This window comes from Streptomyces pristinaespiralis, from assembly GCF_001278075.1.
Classification (GTDB): Bacteria; Actinomycetota; Actinomycetes; order Streptomycetales; family Streptomycetaceae; genus Streptomyces; species Streptomyces pristinaespiralis.
In genome coordinates this window covers 3,420,800-3,436,558 of sequence record NZ_CP011340.1, presented here as the reverse complement: position 1 = coordinate 3,436,558, position 15,759 = coordinate 3,420,800, and the positions used below count along the sequence as shown (strand labels likewise).

The following is a 15,759-nucleotide window of genomic DNA, read 5'->3' as shown; positions in this document are numbered from 1 at the left end:
GGCAGGGGGGCCATTCATGCTCATTTCGCTGTTCGTTGCTGCCATTTCCGTGGCGCTGTTCTGGATGGCGGCGTTCACGCTGTGGTGGCAGATGCACGCCTGGCGCACGCCGGAGACTCTCGCGGCGACACGGTTCGACCGGCCCCACGGAGGGGTCGGTCTCTCCTTCTCGCTGCTCCTGCCCGCCCGCCACGAACAGGCGGTGCTGGAGCACACCATCGAGCGGCTGCTGGAATCCAGCCACTCCAACTTCGAGATCATCGTGATCGTCGGACACGACGACCCGGAGACCGCCGCGGTCGCCGAACGCGCCGCCGCCCGCGATCCCGTCCGGGTACGGGTCGTCACCGACACGCACGAGACCAAGAACAAGCCCAAGGCGCTCAACACCGCCCTGCCGCACTGCCGCGGCGACATCGTCGGGGTGTTCGACGCCGAGGACCAGGTCCACCCCGAGCTGCTGGCGCACGTCGACCACGCCTTCACCTCCACCGGCGCCGACGTGGTGCAGGGCGGGGTGCAGCTGATCAACTTCCACTCCAGCTGGTACAGCCTCCGCAACTGCCTGGAGTACTTCTTCTGGTTCCGCAGCAGGCTCCACCTGCACGCGCAGAAGGGCTTCATCCCGCTCGGCGGCAACACCGTCTTCGTCCGTACCCCGGTGCTGCGCGAGGCCGGCGGCTGGGACCCCGACTGCCTCGCGGAGGACTGCGACCTGGGCGTGCGGCTGTCGTCCGTCGGCAAGAGGGTCGTCGTCGCGTACGACAGCGACATGGTCACCCGGGAGGAGACCCCGGGCACCCTGATGAGCCTGCTCAAGCAGCGCACCCGCTGGAACCAGGGGTTCCTTCAGGTCTACCGGAAGAAGGACTGGAAGCAGCTGCCCGGGCGCGGACAGCGCATGCTGGCCCGCTACACCCTGATGACGCCGTTCCTCCAGGCGTACTCGGGCGTGGTCATCCCGGTCAACGTCGCGGTCGCGCTCTTCCTCGACGTCCCGGTGGGGATCGCCATCGTGACCTTCCTGCCGCTGATCACGGCCATGGTCACCTTCGTCTTCGAGATCGTCGGACTGCACGACTTCGGCAAGCAGTACGGGCTGAAGGTCCGTTTCGTGCACTACCTGAAGCTCATCGTCGGCGGCCCCTTCTACCAGGTCCTGCTCGCCGGCGCCGCCGTGCGCGCCGTCTGGCGGGAGCAGCGCGGCCGTAACGAGTGGGAACTGACCAGCCATGTCGGCGCGCACCTCACCGAGGTGACGGACACCAGAGAGGACGCCCGCCGGTGACGACGACCCTGCCTCCCGCTCCCGAGGCCACCGAGCCGGTTCCCGCCGCACCCGTCGCGGCGACGGTGACCACCACCGCGCCCGTGCGCGTCCGCCCGGTCGTGCGGTTCCGCGGTTCGCGGCCCGACCTGCTGCTGTGCGGGGCGCTGTTGCTCGCGATCCTGCTCGTCCAGGGCTGGAACATCACCCACTTCCCGACGCTCAGCGACGACGAGGGCACCTACCTCGCGCAGGCGTGGGCGGTCCAGCAGGGCGAAGGGCTCGCCCACTACACGTACTGGTACGACCATCCGCCGCTCGGCTGGATCCAGATAGCGTTCCTGACCTGGATCCCCTCGCTGATCGCTCCAGAGACGATGACCGTCGCCTCCATGCGGTTCGCGATGCTGGCGGTGAGCGCCGCGTGCGCGGTGCTGCTGTACGTGCTGGCGCGCCGGCTGTTCCTGCCGCGGTGGGCGGCGGGCCTGGCGATGGCCCTCTTCGGTCTCTCGCCGCTCTCCGTCGTGCTGCAGCGCGAGATCTTCCTCGACAACATCGCCGTCATGTGGATGCTGCTGGCGTTCTGCCTGGCCGCGTCGCCCGACCGCCATCTGTGGCACCACTTCGCCGCAGGGCTCACCGCCGCCGTCTCCGTGCTGACCAAGGAGACCATGCTGGTCGTGCTGCCCGCGCTGCTGGTGACCATGTGGCGGCACAGCCACCGGGACACCCGTAAGTTCGCGGTCACCGGAGCGATCACGGCCTGCGCGCTGATCGGCCTGTCGTACCCGCTGTACGCGCTGCTGAACAGCGAGCTGTTCCCCGGAGCCGGCCATGTGTCGCTCATCGACGGCATCGCGTACCAGATGAGCCGGCCCGGTTCCGGCTTCATCCTCGACGAGGACACCGGGTCCCACGGGGTCCTCACGTCGTGGCTGTACTACGACACCGTGCTGCCCGTCGGCGGGCTGGCCGGCGCCGCGCTGCTGCTCGTCACGGTCCGCTGGTCGGTCACGGCACGGGCGCTCGCCGGCCCGGCGCTGGTGGTGGCGATCCTCGCGGTCGTCGCCATGCGGCCTTCGGGCTACCTCCCCGCGATGTACGTGATCCAGGCGCTGCCGTTCCTCGCGCTGGTCCTGGCGGCCGCGGCGGCCAGCGTGGCCCACGCGGTGCTGCGCCGTGGCAACCGGGGTGCCGCCCCCGTCCGGCCGGGCCTGTCCACCGCGGCCGCCCGGGCGCGCGCCGTACGCCTCACCGCGGCCGCCGTGCTGGCCGTGACGGCGGCCGGGTACGTCGCTCCCCGCTGGTACGACGGCAACCGGGCCGCGCTCACCGTCGACGCCAACGGCCCCTACCGTGCCGCGGCCGCCTGGATGCGACACGAGGTCGACGACCCGGCGAACACCCGCGTGCTCGTCGACGACGCCCTCTGGCTGGATCTCGTCCACGACGGTTTCGAGCCCGGCACCGGGGCGATCTGGTTCTACAAGGCGGACCTCGACCCGGCGGTCGCGAAGACGATGCCGCGCGGCTGGCGCGACCTCGACTACGTCGTGTCGTCACCGACCGTACGGCGTGACGCCGTCGACCTGCCCAACGTCAAGTCGGCCCTCGAGCATTCGACGCCGGTCGCCGTCTTCGGCGCGGGCGAGGACCGTATCGAGATCCGCAGGATCGCTGGAGGCGAGCTGTGACCACCCCCCGTACGGGCGCCGAGGAACTCGGCGATCCGGAGCTGAGTGCCGCCCAGGTCGTCGAGCCCGGCGCCGTCACCATCGTCGTCCCCACCTACAACGAGTCCGGCAACATCCGTGAACTGCTGCGCAGGCTCACCGACTCGGTGCCGTCCCGGCTGCCCTGCGAGGTGCTGTTCGTCGACGACTCCACCGACGACACGCCGGACGTGATCCGAAGCGCCGCGCAGGACTGCCCCTTCCCGGTGGGCGTGCTGCACCGCGACACCCCGGACGGCGGGCTCGGCGGGGCCGTGGTCGAAGGCATGCGGAGGGCGGGCTCCGACTGGATCGTCGTCATGGACGCCGATCTCCAGCATCCCCCCGCCCTGGTACCGGACCTGGTCGCGGCGGGGGAGCGCGCGGGCGCCGACCTCGTCGTCGCCAGCCGCTACATCAGCGGAGGCAGCCGCGAGGGCCTCGCCGGCGGTTACCGCGTCGCCGTCTCGCGCGGCGCGACCTGGCTGACCAAGGCACTGTTCCCGCGGCGGCTGCGCGGCGTCAGCGATCCGATGAGCGGCTTCTTCGCGATCCGGCGCAGTGTGGTGAGGGCCGACGCGCTGAAGCCGCTCGGCTACAAGATCCTGCTGGAACTGGCGGTGCGCTGCCGCCCGGAGACGGTCGCGGAGGTGCCGTTCGTCTTCCAGGACCGGTTCGCCGGCGAGTCGAAGTCGACGGCGAAGGAGGGCATGCGTTTCCTCGGCCATCTCACCGGGCTGCGCACCGCGTCCGCGATGGCCCGGATGGTCGCCTTCGGTCTGATCGGGCTGACCGGCTTCGTGCCGAACCTTCTCGCACTGCACCTGCTGACCGGCGCCGGCATGCACTACCTTCCGGCCGAGATCGTGGCCAACCAGTTCGGTGTGGCGTGGAACTTCCTGCTCATCGAGGTGCTGCTGTTCCGTGACCGCAGACGCCACCGGCACTGGGCGGACCGCGCCGGACGCTTCGCGCTGCTGGCCAACGCCGATCTGCTGCTGCGGATCCCGCTGATCGCGCTGTTCGTGTCCTGGCTGGACATGGCGGTGCTGCCGGCGACCGCGCTCGCGCTGCTGACCACGTTCGTCGTGCGCTTCGCCGCGACGGAGGCGCTTGTCTACCTGCCGCGTGCGAAGAGCGCGCCGCCCGCCGCCCTGCCGGACGCGCGGGTCGGCAGCAGTTCCTGAACCCCGAAGACGTCACCCGGAAGAGAGCCGCACGAAGGGAACCCGCTCATGCCGCCACCGCTCCGGATCCCCCGCCGACCCAGACGCAGGACCGCCCTGCTCGCCGTCGGCGCCATGACCACGGCGCTGCTGATGTCCGTACCGCAGACGGCCCAGGCCGGTCCGCCCAACCTGATCTCCAACCCGGGCTTCGAGACGGCGGGCACGGGTGACATGCCCGCCTGCTGGTCCAGGTCCGGCTGGGGCGACAACGACTTCACGTTCGAGACGGTCGCCGACGCCCACTCCGGTACCAAGGCGATGAAGGTCTCGCTGACCCGCCGTGTCGACGGCGACCGCAAGGCCCTGATCACCGAGACCACCGCCTGCGCGCCGCAGGTGACGCCGGACCGGCAGTACGACCTGTCCCTCTGGTACAAATCGACCACTCCGGACGCCTCCGTCACGCTCTTCCGGCACGACACCACGGCCGGATGGCAGTACTGGACGGACCTGAAGACCCTCGAGACGAGCGCCGGTTACCGGCGCGCCGAGGTCCGCACGCCCGCCGTCCCCGCGGGCACCGACCGGATCGCGTGGGGCGTGTCCGTGTACGGCACGGGCTCTGTCACCACCGACGACTACGTGATGGAGGAGGTGTCGGTCCCGGTTCCGGAGCCCACATGCACGGGCACGCCCGAGGAGTGCCTCAAGGGCCGCTGGGACGTCCTTCCGGTGCACAACCCGGTGCGCTCCATGCACTCGGTGGTGATGCACAACGGCAAGGTCCTCGTCATCGCCGGCTCGGGCAACGACGAGGCCATGTTCGAGGCGGGCACCTTCACCTCGGCGGTGTACGACCCGGCCGACGGCACCTTCCGGACGATCCCCACGCCCGTCGACATGTTCTGCGCGGGCCATGTGCAGCTCCAGGACGGCAAGATCCTGATCATGTCCGGCAACAAGGGCTACCCCTCCGCGGACGGCACGATCGGCTACCAGGGCCTGAAGGACTCGTTCGTCTTCGACCCGGCGACCGAGACCTACACGCGCACCAACGACATGAACGGCGGCCACTGGTACCCCTCGGCGACCGTCCTCGGCAACGGTGACGTCATCTCCTTCGGCGGCCTGAAGGAGGACTCGACCGGCAACGTGACCGCGGAGAAGTTCTCCGCCGCCCAGAACAAGTGGCTCCCGATGAACGAGGTCAACCAGACCTGGTCGTACTGGGGCCTGTACCCGTCGATGATCCTCATGCAGGACGGCCGCCTCTTCTACTCCGGCAGCCACACCTTCGGCAACGGCACGCCCGGCACCGGCGCCTCGATCTACGACTACGAGGCCAACACCATCACCGACGTCCCCGGTCTGCAGGCCAAGGACGAGCGTGACGAGTCGGCGAGCGTGCTGTTGCCGCCCGCGCAGGACCAGCGGGTCCTGACGATCGGCGGAGGCAACAACGAGACCAACCCCGTGGCCAACCGCTACACCGACATCATCGACCTGAAGGAGCCGAACCCGGCGTACGTGCACGGCCCGCTGCTGCCGCAGGGAGAGGTCGACCAGGGTCTCGGCCGCCGCCCGCAGACGGGCGCGGAGGGCAAGATGTACGTCTCCGCCGTGCTGCTGCCCGACGGCAAGGTCCTCGAGACCGGCGGCGCCCTCCACGACCGGGCCGACCCGGTGTACGAGGCGTCGTTCTTCGACCCGGTGACCGACACCTACGAGGCGGGGCTCGCCACGGACCCGGTCCCGCGCGGCTACCACTCCTCCTCCTTCCTGCTGCCCGACGGTCGCGTGATGTCGGTCGGCGACAACCCCGGCAACGGCACCTACAACCACAACGTGTCGCTCTACACGCCGCCGTACCTGCTCAAGGGCGCCCGCCCGCAGATCACTTCGGTGATCGACGGACAGTGGACGTACGGCGACACCCAGCGGATCACCGTCGACCGGCCGATCGCGAAGGCGGAGCTGATCCGCCCGGCGGCGGTGACGCACTCGTCCGACCCCAACCAGCGGTTCGTGGACCTGCCGATGACGGTCGACGGGAACAACGTCGACCTGAACGTCACCAGCAACCCGAACCTGGCGCCGCCGGGCTGGTACATGCTCTTCGCCGTCGACGCGAACGGCGTGCCCTCGGTGGCCCGGTGGGTGCATCTCGGCGGCCCGCCGGCGATGGCGCGGGCGGCGGCGGGCCATCCTTCCGCCCATGTCCACGACTTCGCGGACGACCTGGCCCGGGCGCCGAAGAAGCCGTTGAAGAAGCGGAGTTCGGTGGCGGTGGACCCGCAGGTCGCGGGCTGCGACCGGCACTACGGCAGCGCCGGCGTCTGCGTCCCGACCACCTTCCCGAAGGCGGTGAAGCGGACGACGGCGGCGCGCTGCGAGTGGCTTGCCGCCCACGACTACGGCCGTCTGAAGGTCAACGGCGGGGACGACCCGCTGCGGCTCGACCCGAACCGCGACGGCGTGGCGTGCGGGAAGGGGGATCTGCGGAGGCGGTGAGCGTCCGCGGGTGGGAGCGGACCTGGTACGAGCCCGGCCGGCCGGCCGGCAGGGCTCGACCGTTCCCGCTCAAGGGGCCGGTCAGCCGGAGGTACCCAGGGCCTGCATGTCGATCATGCCGAAGACCTGGTGGACATAGAGGTTGGTCAGCCGGGGGTTGCGGTGGTTCAGGGGCGCCGGCCGCGGGTGATCTGGTGCAATCGTCTCCGGCGCTTTGGCGCAAGGGCGGCGTCCCTGCCGGACGCCGCCCACCCCGCGGATGCAGGTCAGGGCCGGTGCGGGCCGCAGGCGTCAGATGCGGTGCACGGTGTGCAGCGTCCTGGCGTACGTGCCCGTGCCGTCCAGCAGCGACGCGCCGCCCAGGTCGGACATCGTGGGGCCGTCGACCGTCTTGCGGCTGGACAGGAAACGGCGCCCGCCGGCCGCGTCCTCGCCGAGGTAGATGCCGACGTGGTCGACCGTGGCGCTCACGCCGTCGTCGCCCGAGTCGGCGTTGAACAGCAGCAGGTCACCGGGTTGCAGCTGCGTCGCGGCGGGCGGCGCGGTGCCGTCGGTCCGGTCGACGCGCACCCCGGGCGCGTGGTCCGCCATGTCGCGGGACCTGCGCGGGAGCCGGGTGCCCGACGTGTCCTCGCCCGCGGCCGTCGGAACGCCCATGTGGTAGCCGTAGACCATGCGCGTGTAGCCCGAGCAGTCGAGGTTGCCGGCCTGCTTGGCGGACGGCCCGGTCCAGGTGCCGTCGGGGAAGGTCCAGCCGAGGTTCATGTACTCGTGGAAGTCGGCGCCTTCGTAGCGGTCGCCCCGCGGGTCGAGGTAGCCGTAACCGGCCTCGCCCAGCACCTGCTTGCCCTCCGCCGGTCCCGCCCCGCTGGTCACCGCCGGGGCGCCGGCGAGGAACATGGCGGCGTGGGCGAGGACGTCGGGGGCCGTGGAGCCGGCCCAGCCGCGTATCACCTGCTCCAGCTCCGGCGTCCAGTTCCCGTCGAACGGCTGCGGCAGCACCCGCACCCAGTGCCGGTGCGTGACGCGGGGCGGCACCTCCCAGGTGGCGGCGTCCACCTGGAAGCGGCTGACGATCAGCTTGACGGGCAGGTTGGTGCAGCCGTCGTTGGCCAGCGCCCGCAGGCCCACCCGGCCGGCGCCGAACGTGGCGTCGGTGGCCTCGGCGGCCCAGCCCGCCGGCTCGGCGAGGTCCGACCGCCAGGCCTTGGCCCGGATCAGGGTGCCTTCGCGGCGTACGCGGATCGTCCAGTCGGTCCCGGCGGGTACGTCCGTGGCGAGGGTGAGCGCGGTGGTCAGCTGGGTGACCTGGTCGTCGACCTCCTTCTCGACCCGCAGCTGCACGGCGCCGGAGGTGAGGAACGACAGCCTGGCCCGGTAGCTGTTGTGCGTGTCCTGGTAGCCGAAGGACAGGGCGTACGAACAGGCCTGGCCGGTGGGCACCTTGTCGAACCGGGCCACGGAACGCACGTCCACGTCGGTGAGGCCGTCGTCGCGCACGCTGGCGTGGCGGCTCGCGTGGTCGGTGGTGAGGGTGATGATGCCGGTGCCTGGCGCCACCGAGTAGTCGGTCTCTTCGGGCCCGAGTGTGGACCAGCTGCCGCCGCCCGGTGTGCTGCCCCAGTAGCGGCGTTCCGCCTCAGGCAGTGTCAGGTCCGGCAGGGTGCGCCCGAAGTCGTCCGCGTAGGGCTTCTTGTTCTCGGTGAACGTCCTTTCCGGGCCGGGCAGTACGACGGTCCGCGCGCCGTGCGTCAGCAGGGCGACGCGTTCGCCGCCGGAGGTGATCTCGGTACGTACCGGCGTCCCCGGCAGCACGGTGGCGGTGAGCGGGGTGTGCAGCGCCAGCCGGGTGAAGTGCGAGGCGTCCAGCGGGGCCTGTGTCACCGACGAGAGGGCGGTGCCCGGCCCGGCCGGTGCCGCGAACGGCCCTACGGCCGGTGCGGACTTTGCGGCGTGGGCCGGGGCCGCGGTCAAGGAGCCGAGCGGGACGGAGGCCGCGGAGGCGGCGAGGACGGCGAGAAGGCCGCGTCGTGAGGTGTTCGACATGCAGTCATGATCGGGCAGGGGGCGCCGCCCGGTACGGCGGCCCGGGGCGCAACTCCCCGGCGCCGCCCCGGCGTCAGAGCCGCAGGCCGCCCTCGAGGATGTCCAGCGTGCGGTTCACCACGGCGACCAGGTCGTCCCGCCGGCCGTGCTCGCCCCAGTGGATCAGGGCCTCGCGCAGCGCGGCCATGACGGCGGCGGTGAAGACCCGTACCTCCAGGTCGTCGGGTTCCCTGCCCACGCGGTCGGCGATCGGACGGGCGAGCAGCTGCGAGGTGTCGGCCATCGTCTCTGTCATCCGGGCCCGCAGGGCGGGGACCTCCAGCATGAGCCGGGTGCGCAGGTGCATCTCCTCGGGCTCGTTCTCGAGGATCGCGGCGACGGCGCCGGTCAGGATGATCCGCAGGGACGCGAGCGGCGGTTCGTCCGCGGGCCGGGCCCGCAGCTCCGCCTCCATGACCGGGTCGTACTCGTCGGTGAGGACGATGTCTTCCTTGGTGGGGAAGTACCGGAAGACCGTGGAGGGGGAGACCTCCGCCGCCGCCGCGATCTGCTCGACCGTGGTCGCGTCGTACCCCTGCTCGGCGATCAGCCGGTACGTGGCCCTGCGGATCGCGATACGGGTCTTGAGCTTCTTGCGCTCCCGCAGCCCCATCGGGGGCTGGTGTTCGAAGGGGAGAGGTGCGGTGGCGGCCATGGTCGTCATTGTCGGGCATCCGCCGCCGCCCCCGCCACGTCCGGGGTCACGGCGGCCGGGGCGCTCCCCGGTTTCGGCAGCAGGGCCGCCGCCAGGAGCGCCGTGATCAGGGCGGCCGTCCCGGAGACGAGCAGCACCGTACCCATGCCCCTCGTGTACGCGGCGTCCGCCGCCGCGGTGAGCACCGGGTCGCCCAGCAGATGCGCGGCGACCACGGAGTCGCCGGCCGCGTCGGGGGCGCCGGCCGGCAGCCGGCTCTCGTAGACGGCCGCCAGCAGCGACCCGATGAGCGCGATCCCGATCGCGCTGCCGACCTGGCGGACGGTCGTCAGCAGTCCGGAGCCGGAGCCCGCGCGGTCCGGCGGCAGGGTGTCGATGGCGGCCGTCATCGCGGGCACCATCGAGAAGCCGAAGCCGAGGCCGGCGACCGACAGCCACAGGGCGGTGAAGCCGTAGCCGCTGTCCACGGTGACGCGGCTGCCGAGGAAGCCCGCGAAGGCGAGGACGACGAGACCGGCGGTGATCACCGCGCGGGCGCCGAACCGTTCGGCCAGCGGGGCGCTGCCCTTCGCGGCGACGATCAGTCCGCCCATCAGCGGCAGCATCCGCACCCCGGTGCCGAAGGCGTCGTTCCCTAGGACGGCCTGCAGATACGGCGGGAGCACGAACATCAGCCCGGCGAGCACGAACATCGCCAGGGTCACGGTCAGGGTGTTCAGCAGGAACGAGCGGTCGGCGAGGAGCCCCATGTCGAGCATGGGGCGCTCGGAGCGCTTCTCCCGGACGACGAGGGCCGCGATCAGCACCGTGGCGGCGGCCAGGGCGCCGAGGACCACCGGGTCCGTCCAGCCGCGGACGGGTGCCTCGATGATCCCGTAGATCAGTGCGCCGAGGCCGGTGGCGGTCAGCGCCGTGGACAGGACGCCGACCCGGGGTGCCGCGGGGTCGCGCGTCTCGGGCAGCAGGAACAGGCAGGCGGTGATCCCGATCGCGACCATCGGGATGTTGACCACGAAGACGGAGCCCCACCAGAAGTGGTCGAGCAGCCAGCCGCCGACGACCGGCCCGAGCGGCAGCCCGAGCGCGGAGGCGGCGGTGACGATGCCGACGGCCTTGGCCCGCTCCTCGGCGGCGAACAGCGACGGCACGACGGCCATGCCGAGCGGCATCACGAAGGCGGCGCCGACGCCCATGGCGGCGCGCGCGGCGATGACGGTGGTGACGTCGTCGGCGAGTGCGCCGAGGAGCGAGCCGGCCAGGAAGACGCCCAGGCCCGCCACCAGCATCCGCCGGCGGCCGAACCTGTCTCCGACGAGCCCGGCGGGCAGCATCAGGGCGGCGAAGACCACGACGTAGCCGTCCGCCATCCACTGCTGTTCTCCGGTGGTGGCGCCGAGCTGTTCCGCCATGGCCGGCAGGGCCACGTTCAGGATGGTCATGTCGAAGCCCAGGACGAGCAGGCTCGCGACCATCGCCGCCAGTGCCCACCAGCGCCGGGGGTCGGGTGCGGACATGACGCACCTCCTTAAGAGAGTGGATGTCAAATGACAGTAACTCTCAAAAAGAGGTGAGCGTCAATATTTTGTTGTGCTCGAGCCGGGGTGCGGGCTCCGGGGTGCTCAGGAGTGCTGGTACGCCACCAGCGAGATCCCCACGTAGTGGACGATGAACGCCGCGAGCGTGAGGGAGTGGAACACCTCGTGGAAACCGAACCAGCGCGGCGACGGGTTCGGTCGCTTGATCCCGTAGATCACCCCGCCCGCGCTGTAGAGCAGCCCGCCGACGATCACCAGGACGAGCACGGCGACGCCGCCCTCGCGCAGGAAGTCGGGGAGGAAGAACACCGCGGCCCAGCCCATCGCTATGTAGCAGGGCGTGTAGAGCCAGCGGGGAGCGCCGACCCAGAACACCCGGAAGGCGATCCCGGCCACCGCGGCCGCCCAGACCGCCCACAGCAGCACCCGGCCCGTGGACGCGGGGAGCAGGAGCAGCGTGAGCGGCGTGTAGGTGCCCGCGATGATCAGGAAGATGTTCGCGTGGTCCAGCCGGCGCAGCACGGCCGTGGCCCGCGGGCCCCAGTTGCCGCGGTGGTAGAGCGCGCTGACGCCGAAGAGCAGGCATGCGGTCACCACGTAGATGCCGCAGGCGATCTTGGCCTTGGTCGAGTCCGCGAGTGCGATGAGGACGATTCCCGCGATCACAACGGCGGGGAACATCCCTGCGTGCAGCCAGCCGCGCAGCCTCGGTTTCACCGGGGGCGGGTCCATCTCGGTCACTTCGGGCGTGGCTGCAGTCATGCCCGAATGCTACCTACGCAACCGTAGGTAGCAGCGACGAGTGGCGATGCTCACGTGAGAGGGCCTCTGGACATATGGGCATTCGGCATCGATGATCAGATGAGTGCGGTCGGCACCGGATGAGCGCCAGCCAAAAGTAGGTACGAAGCATCCGGGTCGCGGCCCCCACGGGGCACAAACCAACAAACCCTCACTTAGGAGCGATCGTGGCGCGCGACATCGCGGCTCCCAGCGTCCCCACCAACCACCAGGAGCTCATCTCCTGGGTCGACGAGATCGCAGCGGTCACGCAGCCGGACAACATCGTCTGGTGCGACGGCTCGGAGGCCGAGTACGAGCGGCTGGCCGAGGAGCTCGTGGCCAAGGGCACGTTCAAGAAACTGGACCCGATCAAGCGCCCCAACTCCTACTACGCCGCGTCCGACCCCACCGACGTCGCCCGCGTCGAGGACCGCACCTTCATCTGCTCCGAGAAGGAGGAGGACGCCGGCCCGACGAACCACTGGAAGGCGCCGGCGGAGATGAAGGAGATCTTCGCCGGGGAGAAGGGGATCTTCCGCGGCTCGATGAAGGGCCGCACGATGTACGTCGTGCCCTTCTGCATGGGCCCGCTCGGCTCGCCGCTGTCCGCGATCGGCGTCGAGATCACCGACTCCGCGTACGTCGCCGTCTCCATGCGCACCATGACCCGCATGGGACAGGCCGTCCTCGAGGAGCTGGGCGAGGACGGCTTCTTCGTCAAGGCCGTCCACACGCTGGGCGCGCCCCTGGCGGAGGGCGAGGCCGACGTCCCGTGGCCGTGCAACTCCACCAAGTACATCTCGCACTTCCCCGAGACCCGTGAGATCTGGTCCTACGGCTCCGGCTACGGCGGCAACGCCCTGCTCGGAAAGAAGTGCTACGCCCTGCGCATCGCGTCCGTCATGGCCCGCGACGAGGGCTGGCTCGCCGAGCACATGCTGATCCTCAAGCTCACCCCGCCGCAGGGCGAGTCCAAGTACGTGGCCGCCGCGTTCCCGTCCGCCTGTGGCAAGACGAACCTCGCCATGCTGGAGCCCACGATCTCCGGCTGGACGGTCGAGACCATCGGTGACGACATCGCCTGGATGCGCTTCGGCGAGGACGGCCGTCTCTACGCGATCAACCCCGAGGCGGGCTTCTTCGGCGTCGCGCCCGGCACCGGCGAGCACACCAACGCCAACGCCATGAAGACGCTCTGGGGCAACGCCGTCTTCACCAACGTCGCGCTCACCGACGACGGCGACGTGTGGTGGGAGGGCATGACCGAGGAGCCCCCGGCCCACCTCACGGACTGGAAGGGCAACGACTGGACGCCCGAGTCCGGGACCCCGGCCGCCCACCCCAACGCCCGCTTCACCGTCCCGGCCGCGCAGTGCCCGATCGCCGCGCCGGAGTGGGAGGACCCGAAGGGCGTGCCGATCTCGGCGATCCTCTTCGGCGGCCGCCGCGCCTCCGCGGTCCCGCTGGTGACCGAGTCCTTCAACTGGCAGCACGGCGTCTTCCTCGGCGCGAACGTCGCCTCCGAGAAGACCGCCGCCGCCGAGGGCAAGGTCGGCGAGCTGCGCCGCGACCCGTTCGCCATGCTGCCGTTCTGCGGCTACAACATGGGCGACTACATGGCCCACTGGCTCAAGGTCGGCCAGAACGCCGACGCCGCGAAGCTGCCCAAGATCTACTACGTGAACTGGTTCCGCAAGAACGACGCGGGCAAGTTCGTCTGGCCGGGCTTCGGCGAGAACAGCCGGGTGCTCAAGTGGATCGTGGAGCGTCTGGAGGGCAAGGCGGAGGGCGTCGAGACCCCGATCGGCATCCTGCCGACGGCCGACGCGCTCGACACCGAGGGCCTGGACCTGCCGGCCGAGGACCTCGAGTTCCTGCTCAAGGTCGACACCGAGGTCTGGCGCGAGGAGGCCGCCCTGGTCCCCGAGCACCTCAACACCTTCGGTGACCACACGCCCAAGGAGCTGTGGGACGAGTACCGCTCGCTGGTCGCCCGCCTCGGCTGACCGCCCCGTAAGCCACGTGGCGGGGCGCCCCGACATCCGCCCTGACCAGTGGGGGTCACGAACGACCCGTCACGTGTGAAACGGCCCCCGGAGCCCCCTCAGGCTCCGGGGGCCGAAGTCTCCCGCGGTTCAGGCGCGGCGCCTTGCGCACACGCCTCGCTCACATGTTCCATGGGATCTTCACGTTCGACGACGAACGTGAACTGAGCCTGTGGGGGGCTAAGTTGAGTGCTTTTCAGTACAAGGTGAGACGTCTTGCCGCGACGGTGGCCGCACTCGCGGTCGGCGGCACGGGGCTCGTCCTCGCGGCACCCGCCGCACACGCGGCGGAAGCGTCCGACGTGGTGGCGAAGCTGCCCGCTTCCTCGTTCTCGGACATGGTGGTCGACTCGCAAAACCAGCGCGTCTTCATCTCCGACAAGTCGTCGGCCGCCCTGTACGGGGGCGTGGTCGTCGCCTATGACTTCGAGGGCCACCGGGTCGGTTCGTTCGCCACGGAGACCCGCGCCTCCGGTCTCGCGCTGAGCGAGGACGCGGCCACCCTGTACGTGGGCCAGCGGGAGGGCGTCTTCGCCTACGACACGCTGACCCTGAAGGAGACCGGCCGCACCGCCGCCTACCAGGACGCCTGCGGCCGGGAACTGGCGGTCACCGGAACCAAGCGCTGGCACACCACCACCCCCGCGTCCAACGACTCCTACTGCGACCAGAACCGGACGGACCTGGACTCGGTGGTGGGCGGGGTGCACACGCGCACCAACTGGAACGCCGCGGGCAAGCTGCTGCTCGCGACCGGCGACGGAGCGGCGGACCGGCTGTTCATGGGCCAGGCCAAGGGCCCGGTCTCGCCCGACCCGTTCCTCACGTCGTTCGACACCTCCGGCGACACCCCCGTGCGCGGTGACTCCCGCCGTTTCGCGGACGCCGAGGGCAAGGGCGCGCTGGACCTGAAGGACATCGCCGTCAGCGCGGACGGCGGCCGGCTCGCGGTCGCCGACGCCGCGTACGGCACGCGCCTGCTGAACTCCGGCGACCTGAGCGACGCCGGCCCCGGCTACCAGCCGCTGCCCACGGGCGCCACGGCGTCCGCCGTCGCCTTCAGCGGTGACGGGAAGTACGTGGCGCGCGGAGCCTCGGCCACGGGCAGCACCCCCGACCTGCTGATCCAGCCGGCCGACCCGGCGAACGGCACGACGGCGATGGAGTTCGCCTTCGAGGGCGACCTCGACGGAAACCGCGTCGTCCCGCGCGGCCTGGAATGGTCCAAGGACGGCTCCCGGCTCTTCGCCGTCACCACCAACGCGTACGGCAACGCCTTCTGGCTGCACATCGTGCAGCCCCCGGCCGCCCAGTACGACTCCCGCTTCACCGGCGCGCTGACCCACACCCCGGGTCAGGCCGTCGTCGGCGAACCGGTCGGCATCCGTGGCCGCCTCGAACTCGACGGCACCGCGCCGTCCGAGCCGGTCAGGGTCAGCGCCGTACGCACCACGGCCGACGGCACGCGCAAGCTCGCCGAGGCCGAGGTCGCGGTGGACGGGACCTTCACGGTGCTGGACGTCCCGGACGCCGTCGGCAGCGCGACCTACACGGTCTCGTTCCTCGGCGACCTCACCCACCGCCCGGCCGAGGACGTCTCCCTCACCGTCGACGTCGCGAAGGCGCCGACGTCGATCGCGCTCACCGCTCCGGCGGAGGCGTCGATGGCCGCCGGCGTCGAGATCACCGGCAGGCTGACCGCCCAGGGCCGCGCGCTGCCCGCCGGCGTCACGCTGGCGGTCGAGCGCACGGACCGGCTCGGCACGGGCACGCTCTCCTCGGTCCCGGTCGCGGCGGACGGCACGTTCACGGTCAAGGACCTGCCGCGCGCACGCCGGGACGTGACGTACGCGGTGACGTACGGGGGCGACGACCTGCACACCGGCAGCAGCGCGTCCGCGACGGTGTTCGTCACCCGCTGAGCTACGGGTCCGCCGGTCCCCGCGGGGCCGGCGGACCCGTCGGCCCGTCAGGGTCATGGCACCCGGTCCGCAGCC

10 protein-coding genes are annotated in these 15,759 nt (G+C 71.1%); 6 read left to right on the top strand and 4 right to left on the bottom strand.

What is annotated here, in order from left to right:
- Positions 1-16: 16 nt before the first annotated feature.
- From SPRI_RS14275 to SPRI_RS14260, 4 genes are all read left to right on the top strand, one after another.
- Positions 17-1,288 (top strand): glycosyltransferase, encoded by a 1,272-nt coding sequence (locus tag SPRI_RS14275; protein ID WP_037773879.1) that lies wholly within the window; start codon positions 17-19, stop codon positions 1,286-1,288.
- Positions 1,285-2,961 (top strand): ArnT family glycosyltransferase, encoded by a 1,677-nt coding sequence (locus tag SPRI_RS14270; RefSeq protein ID WP_053556986.1) that lies wholly within the window; start codon positions 1,285-1,287, stop codon positions 2,959-2,961. Before SPRI_RS14275 ends, SPRI_RS14270 begins: the two co-directional genes overlap by 4 nt.
- Positions 2,958-4,166: a glycosyltransferase gene (locus SPRI_RS14265; protein WP_005312802.1), complete on the top strand. Its 1,209-nt coding sequence runs from the start codon at positions 2,958-2,960 to the stop codon at positions 4,164-4,166. The genes SPRI_RS14270 and SPRI_RS14265 overlap by 4 nt, the downstream gene beginning before the upstream one ends.
- A gap of 114 nt (positions 4,167-4,280) precedes the next feature.
- Positions 4,281-6,659 (top strand): galactose oxidase-like domain-containing protein, encoded by a 2,379-nt coding sequence (locus tag SPRI_RS14260; RefSeq protein WP_053557744.1) that lies wholly within the window; start codon positions 4,281-4,283, stop codon positions 6,657-6,659.
- A gap of 291 nt (positions 6,660-6,950) precedes the next feature.
- Here the strand turns inward: SPRI_RS14260 and SPRI_RS14255 are convergent, their stop codons facing one another.
- From SPRI_RS14255 to trhA, 4 genes are all read right to left on the bottom strand, one after another.
- On the bottom strand, positions 6,951-8,705 hold the full coding sequence (locus tag SPRI_RS14255) for an NlpC/P60 family protein (RefSeq protein ID WP_053556985.1): 1,755 nt from the start codon (positions 8,703-8,705) through the stop codon (positions 6,951-6,953).
- Between the two features lie 73 nt (positions 8,706-8,778).
- A complete protein-coding gene (locus SPRI_RS14250) occupies positions 8,779-9,399 on the bottom strand; it encodes a TetR/AcrR family transcriptional regulator (protein WP_182327752.1) in 621 nt (206 codons plus the stop codon).
- A 5-nt stretch (positions 9,400-9,404) separates the two neighbouring features.
- Positions 9,405-10,913 (bottom strand): DHA2 family efflux MFS transporter permease subunit, encoded by a 1,509-nt coding sequence (locus SPRI_RS14245; RefSeq protein WP_037773878.1) that lies wholly within the window; start codon positions 10,911-10,913, stop codon positions 9,405-9,407.
- A 105-nt stretch (positions 10,914-11,018) separates the two neighbouring features.
- Positions 11,019-11,696: a PAQR family membrane homeostasis protein TrhA gene (gene trhA, locus SPRI_RS14240; RefSeq protein WP_005312790.1), complete on the bottom strand. Its 678-nt coding sequence runs from the start codon at positions 11,694-11,696 to the stop codon at positions 11,019-11,021.
- Between the two features lie 206 nt (positions 11,697-11,902).
- Between trhA and SPRI_RS14235 the strand changes: the two genes are divergently transcribed.
- A complete protein-coding gene (locus SPRI_RS14235; protein WP_005312787.1) occupies positions 11,903-13,723 on the top strand; it encodes a phosphoenolpyruvate carboxykinase (GTP) in 1,821 nt (606 codons plus the stop codon).
- Positions 13,724-13,968: 245 nt separating this feature from the next.
- Positions 13,969-15,684, top strand: a complete 1,716-nt coding sequence (locus tag SPRI_RS14230) for an Ig-like domain repeat protein (RefSeq protein ID WP_182327754.1) — start codon at positions 13,969-13,971, stop codon at positions 15,682-15,684.
- Positions 15,685-15,759: the final 75 nt, after the last annotated feature.

Bases quoted from the DNA above. Each gene is read 5' to 3' on its own strand.
- SPRI_RS14245 (WP_037773878.1), bottom strand. From the start codon at position 10,913: ATGTCCGCACCCGACCCCCGGCGCTGGTGGGCACTGGCGGCGATGGTC.
- SPRI_RS14260 (WP_053557744.1), top strand. From the start codon at position 4,281: ATGACCACGGCGCTGCTGATGTCCGTACCGCAGACGGCCCAGGCCGGT.
- SPRI_RS14275 (WP_037773879.1), top strand. From the start codon at position 17: ATGCTCATTTCGCTGTTCGTTGCTGCCATTTCCGTGGCGCTGTTCTGG.
- SPRI_RS14255 (WP_053556985.1), bottom strand. From the start codon at position 8,705: ATGTCGAACACCTCACGACGCGGCCTTCTCGCCGTCCTCGCCGCCTCC.
- SPRI_RS14250 (WP_182327752.1), bottom strand. From the start codon at position 9,399: ATGGCCGCCACCGCACCTCTCCCCTTCGAACACCAGCCCCCGATGGGG.
- trhA (WP_005312790.1), bottom strand. From the start codon at position 11,696: ATGACTGCAGCCACGCCCGAAGTGACCGAGATGGACCCGCCCCCGGTG.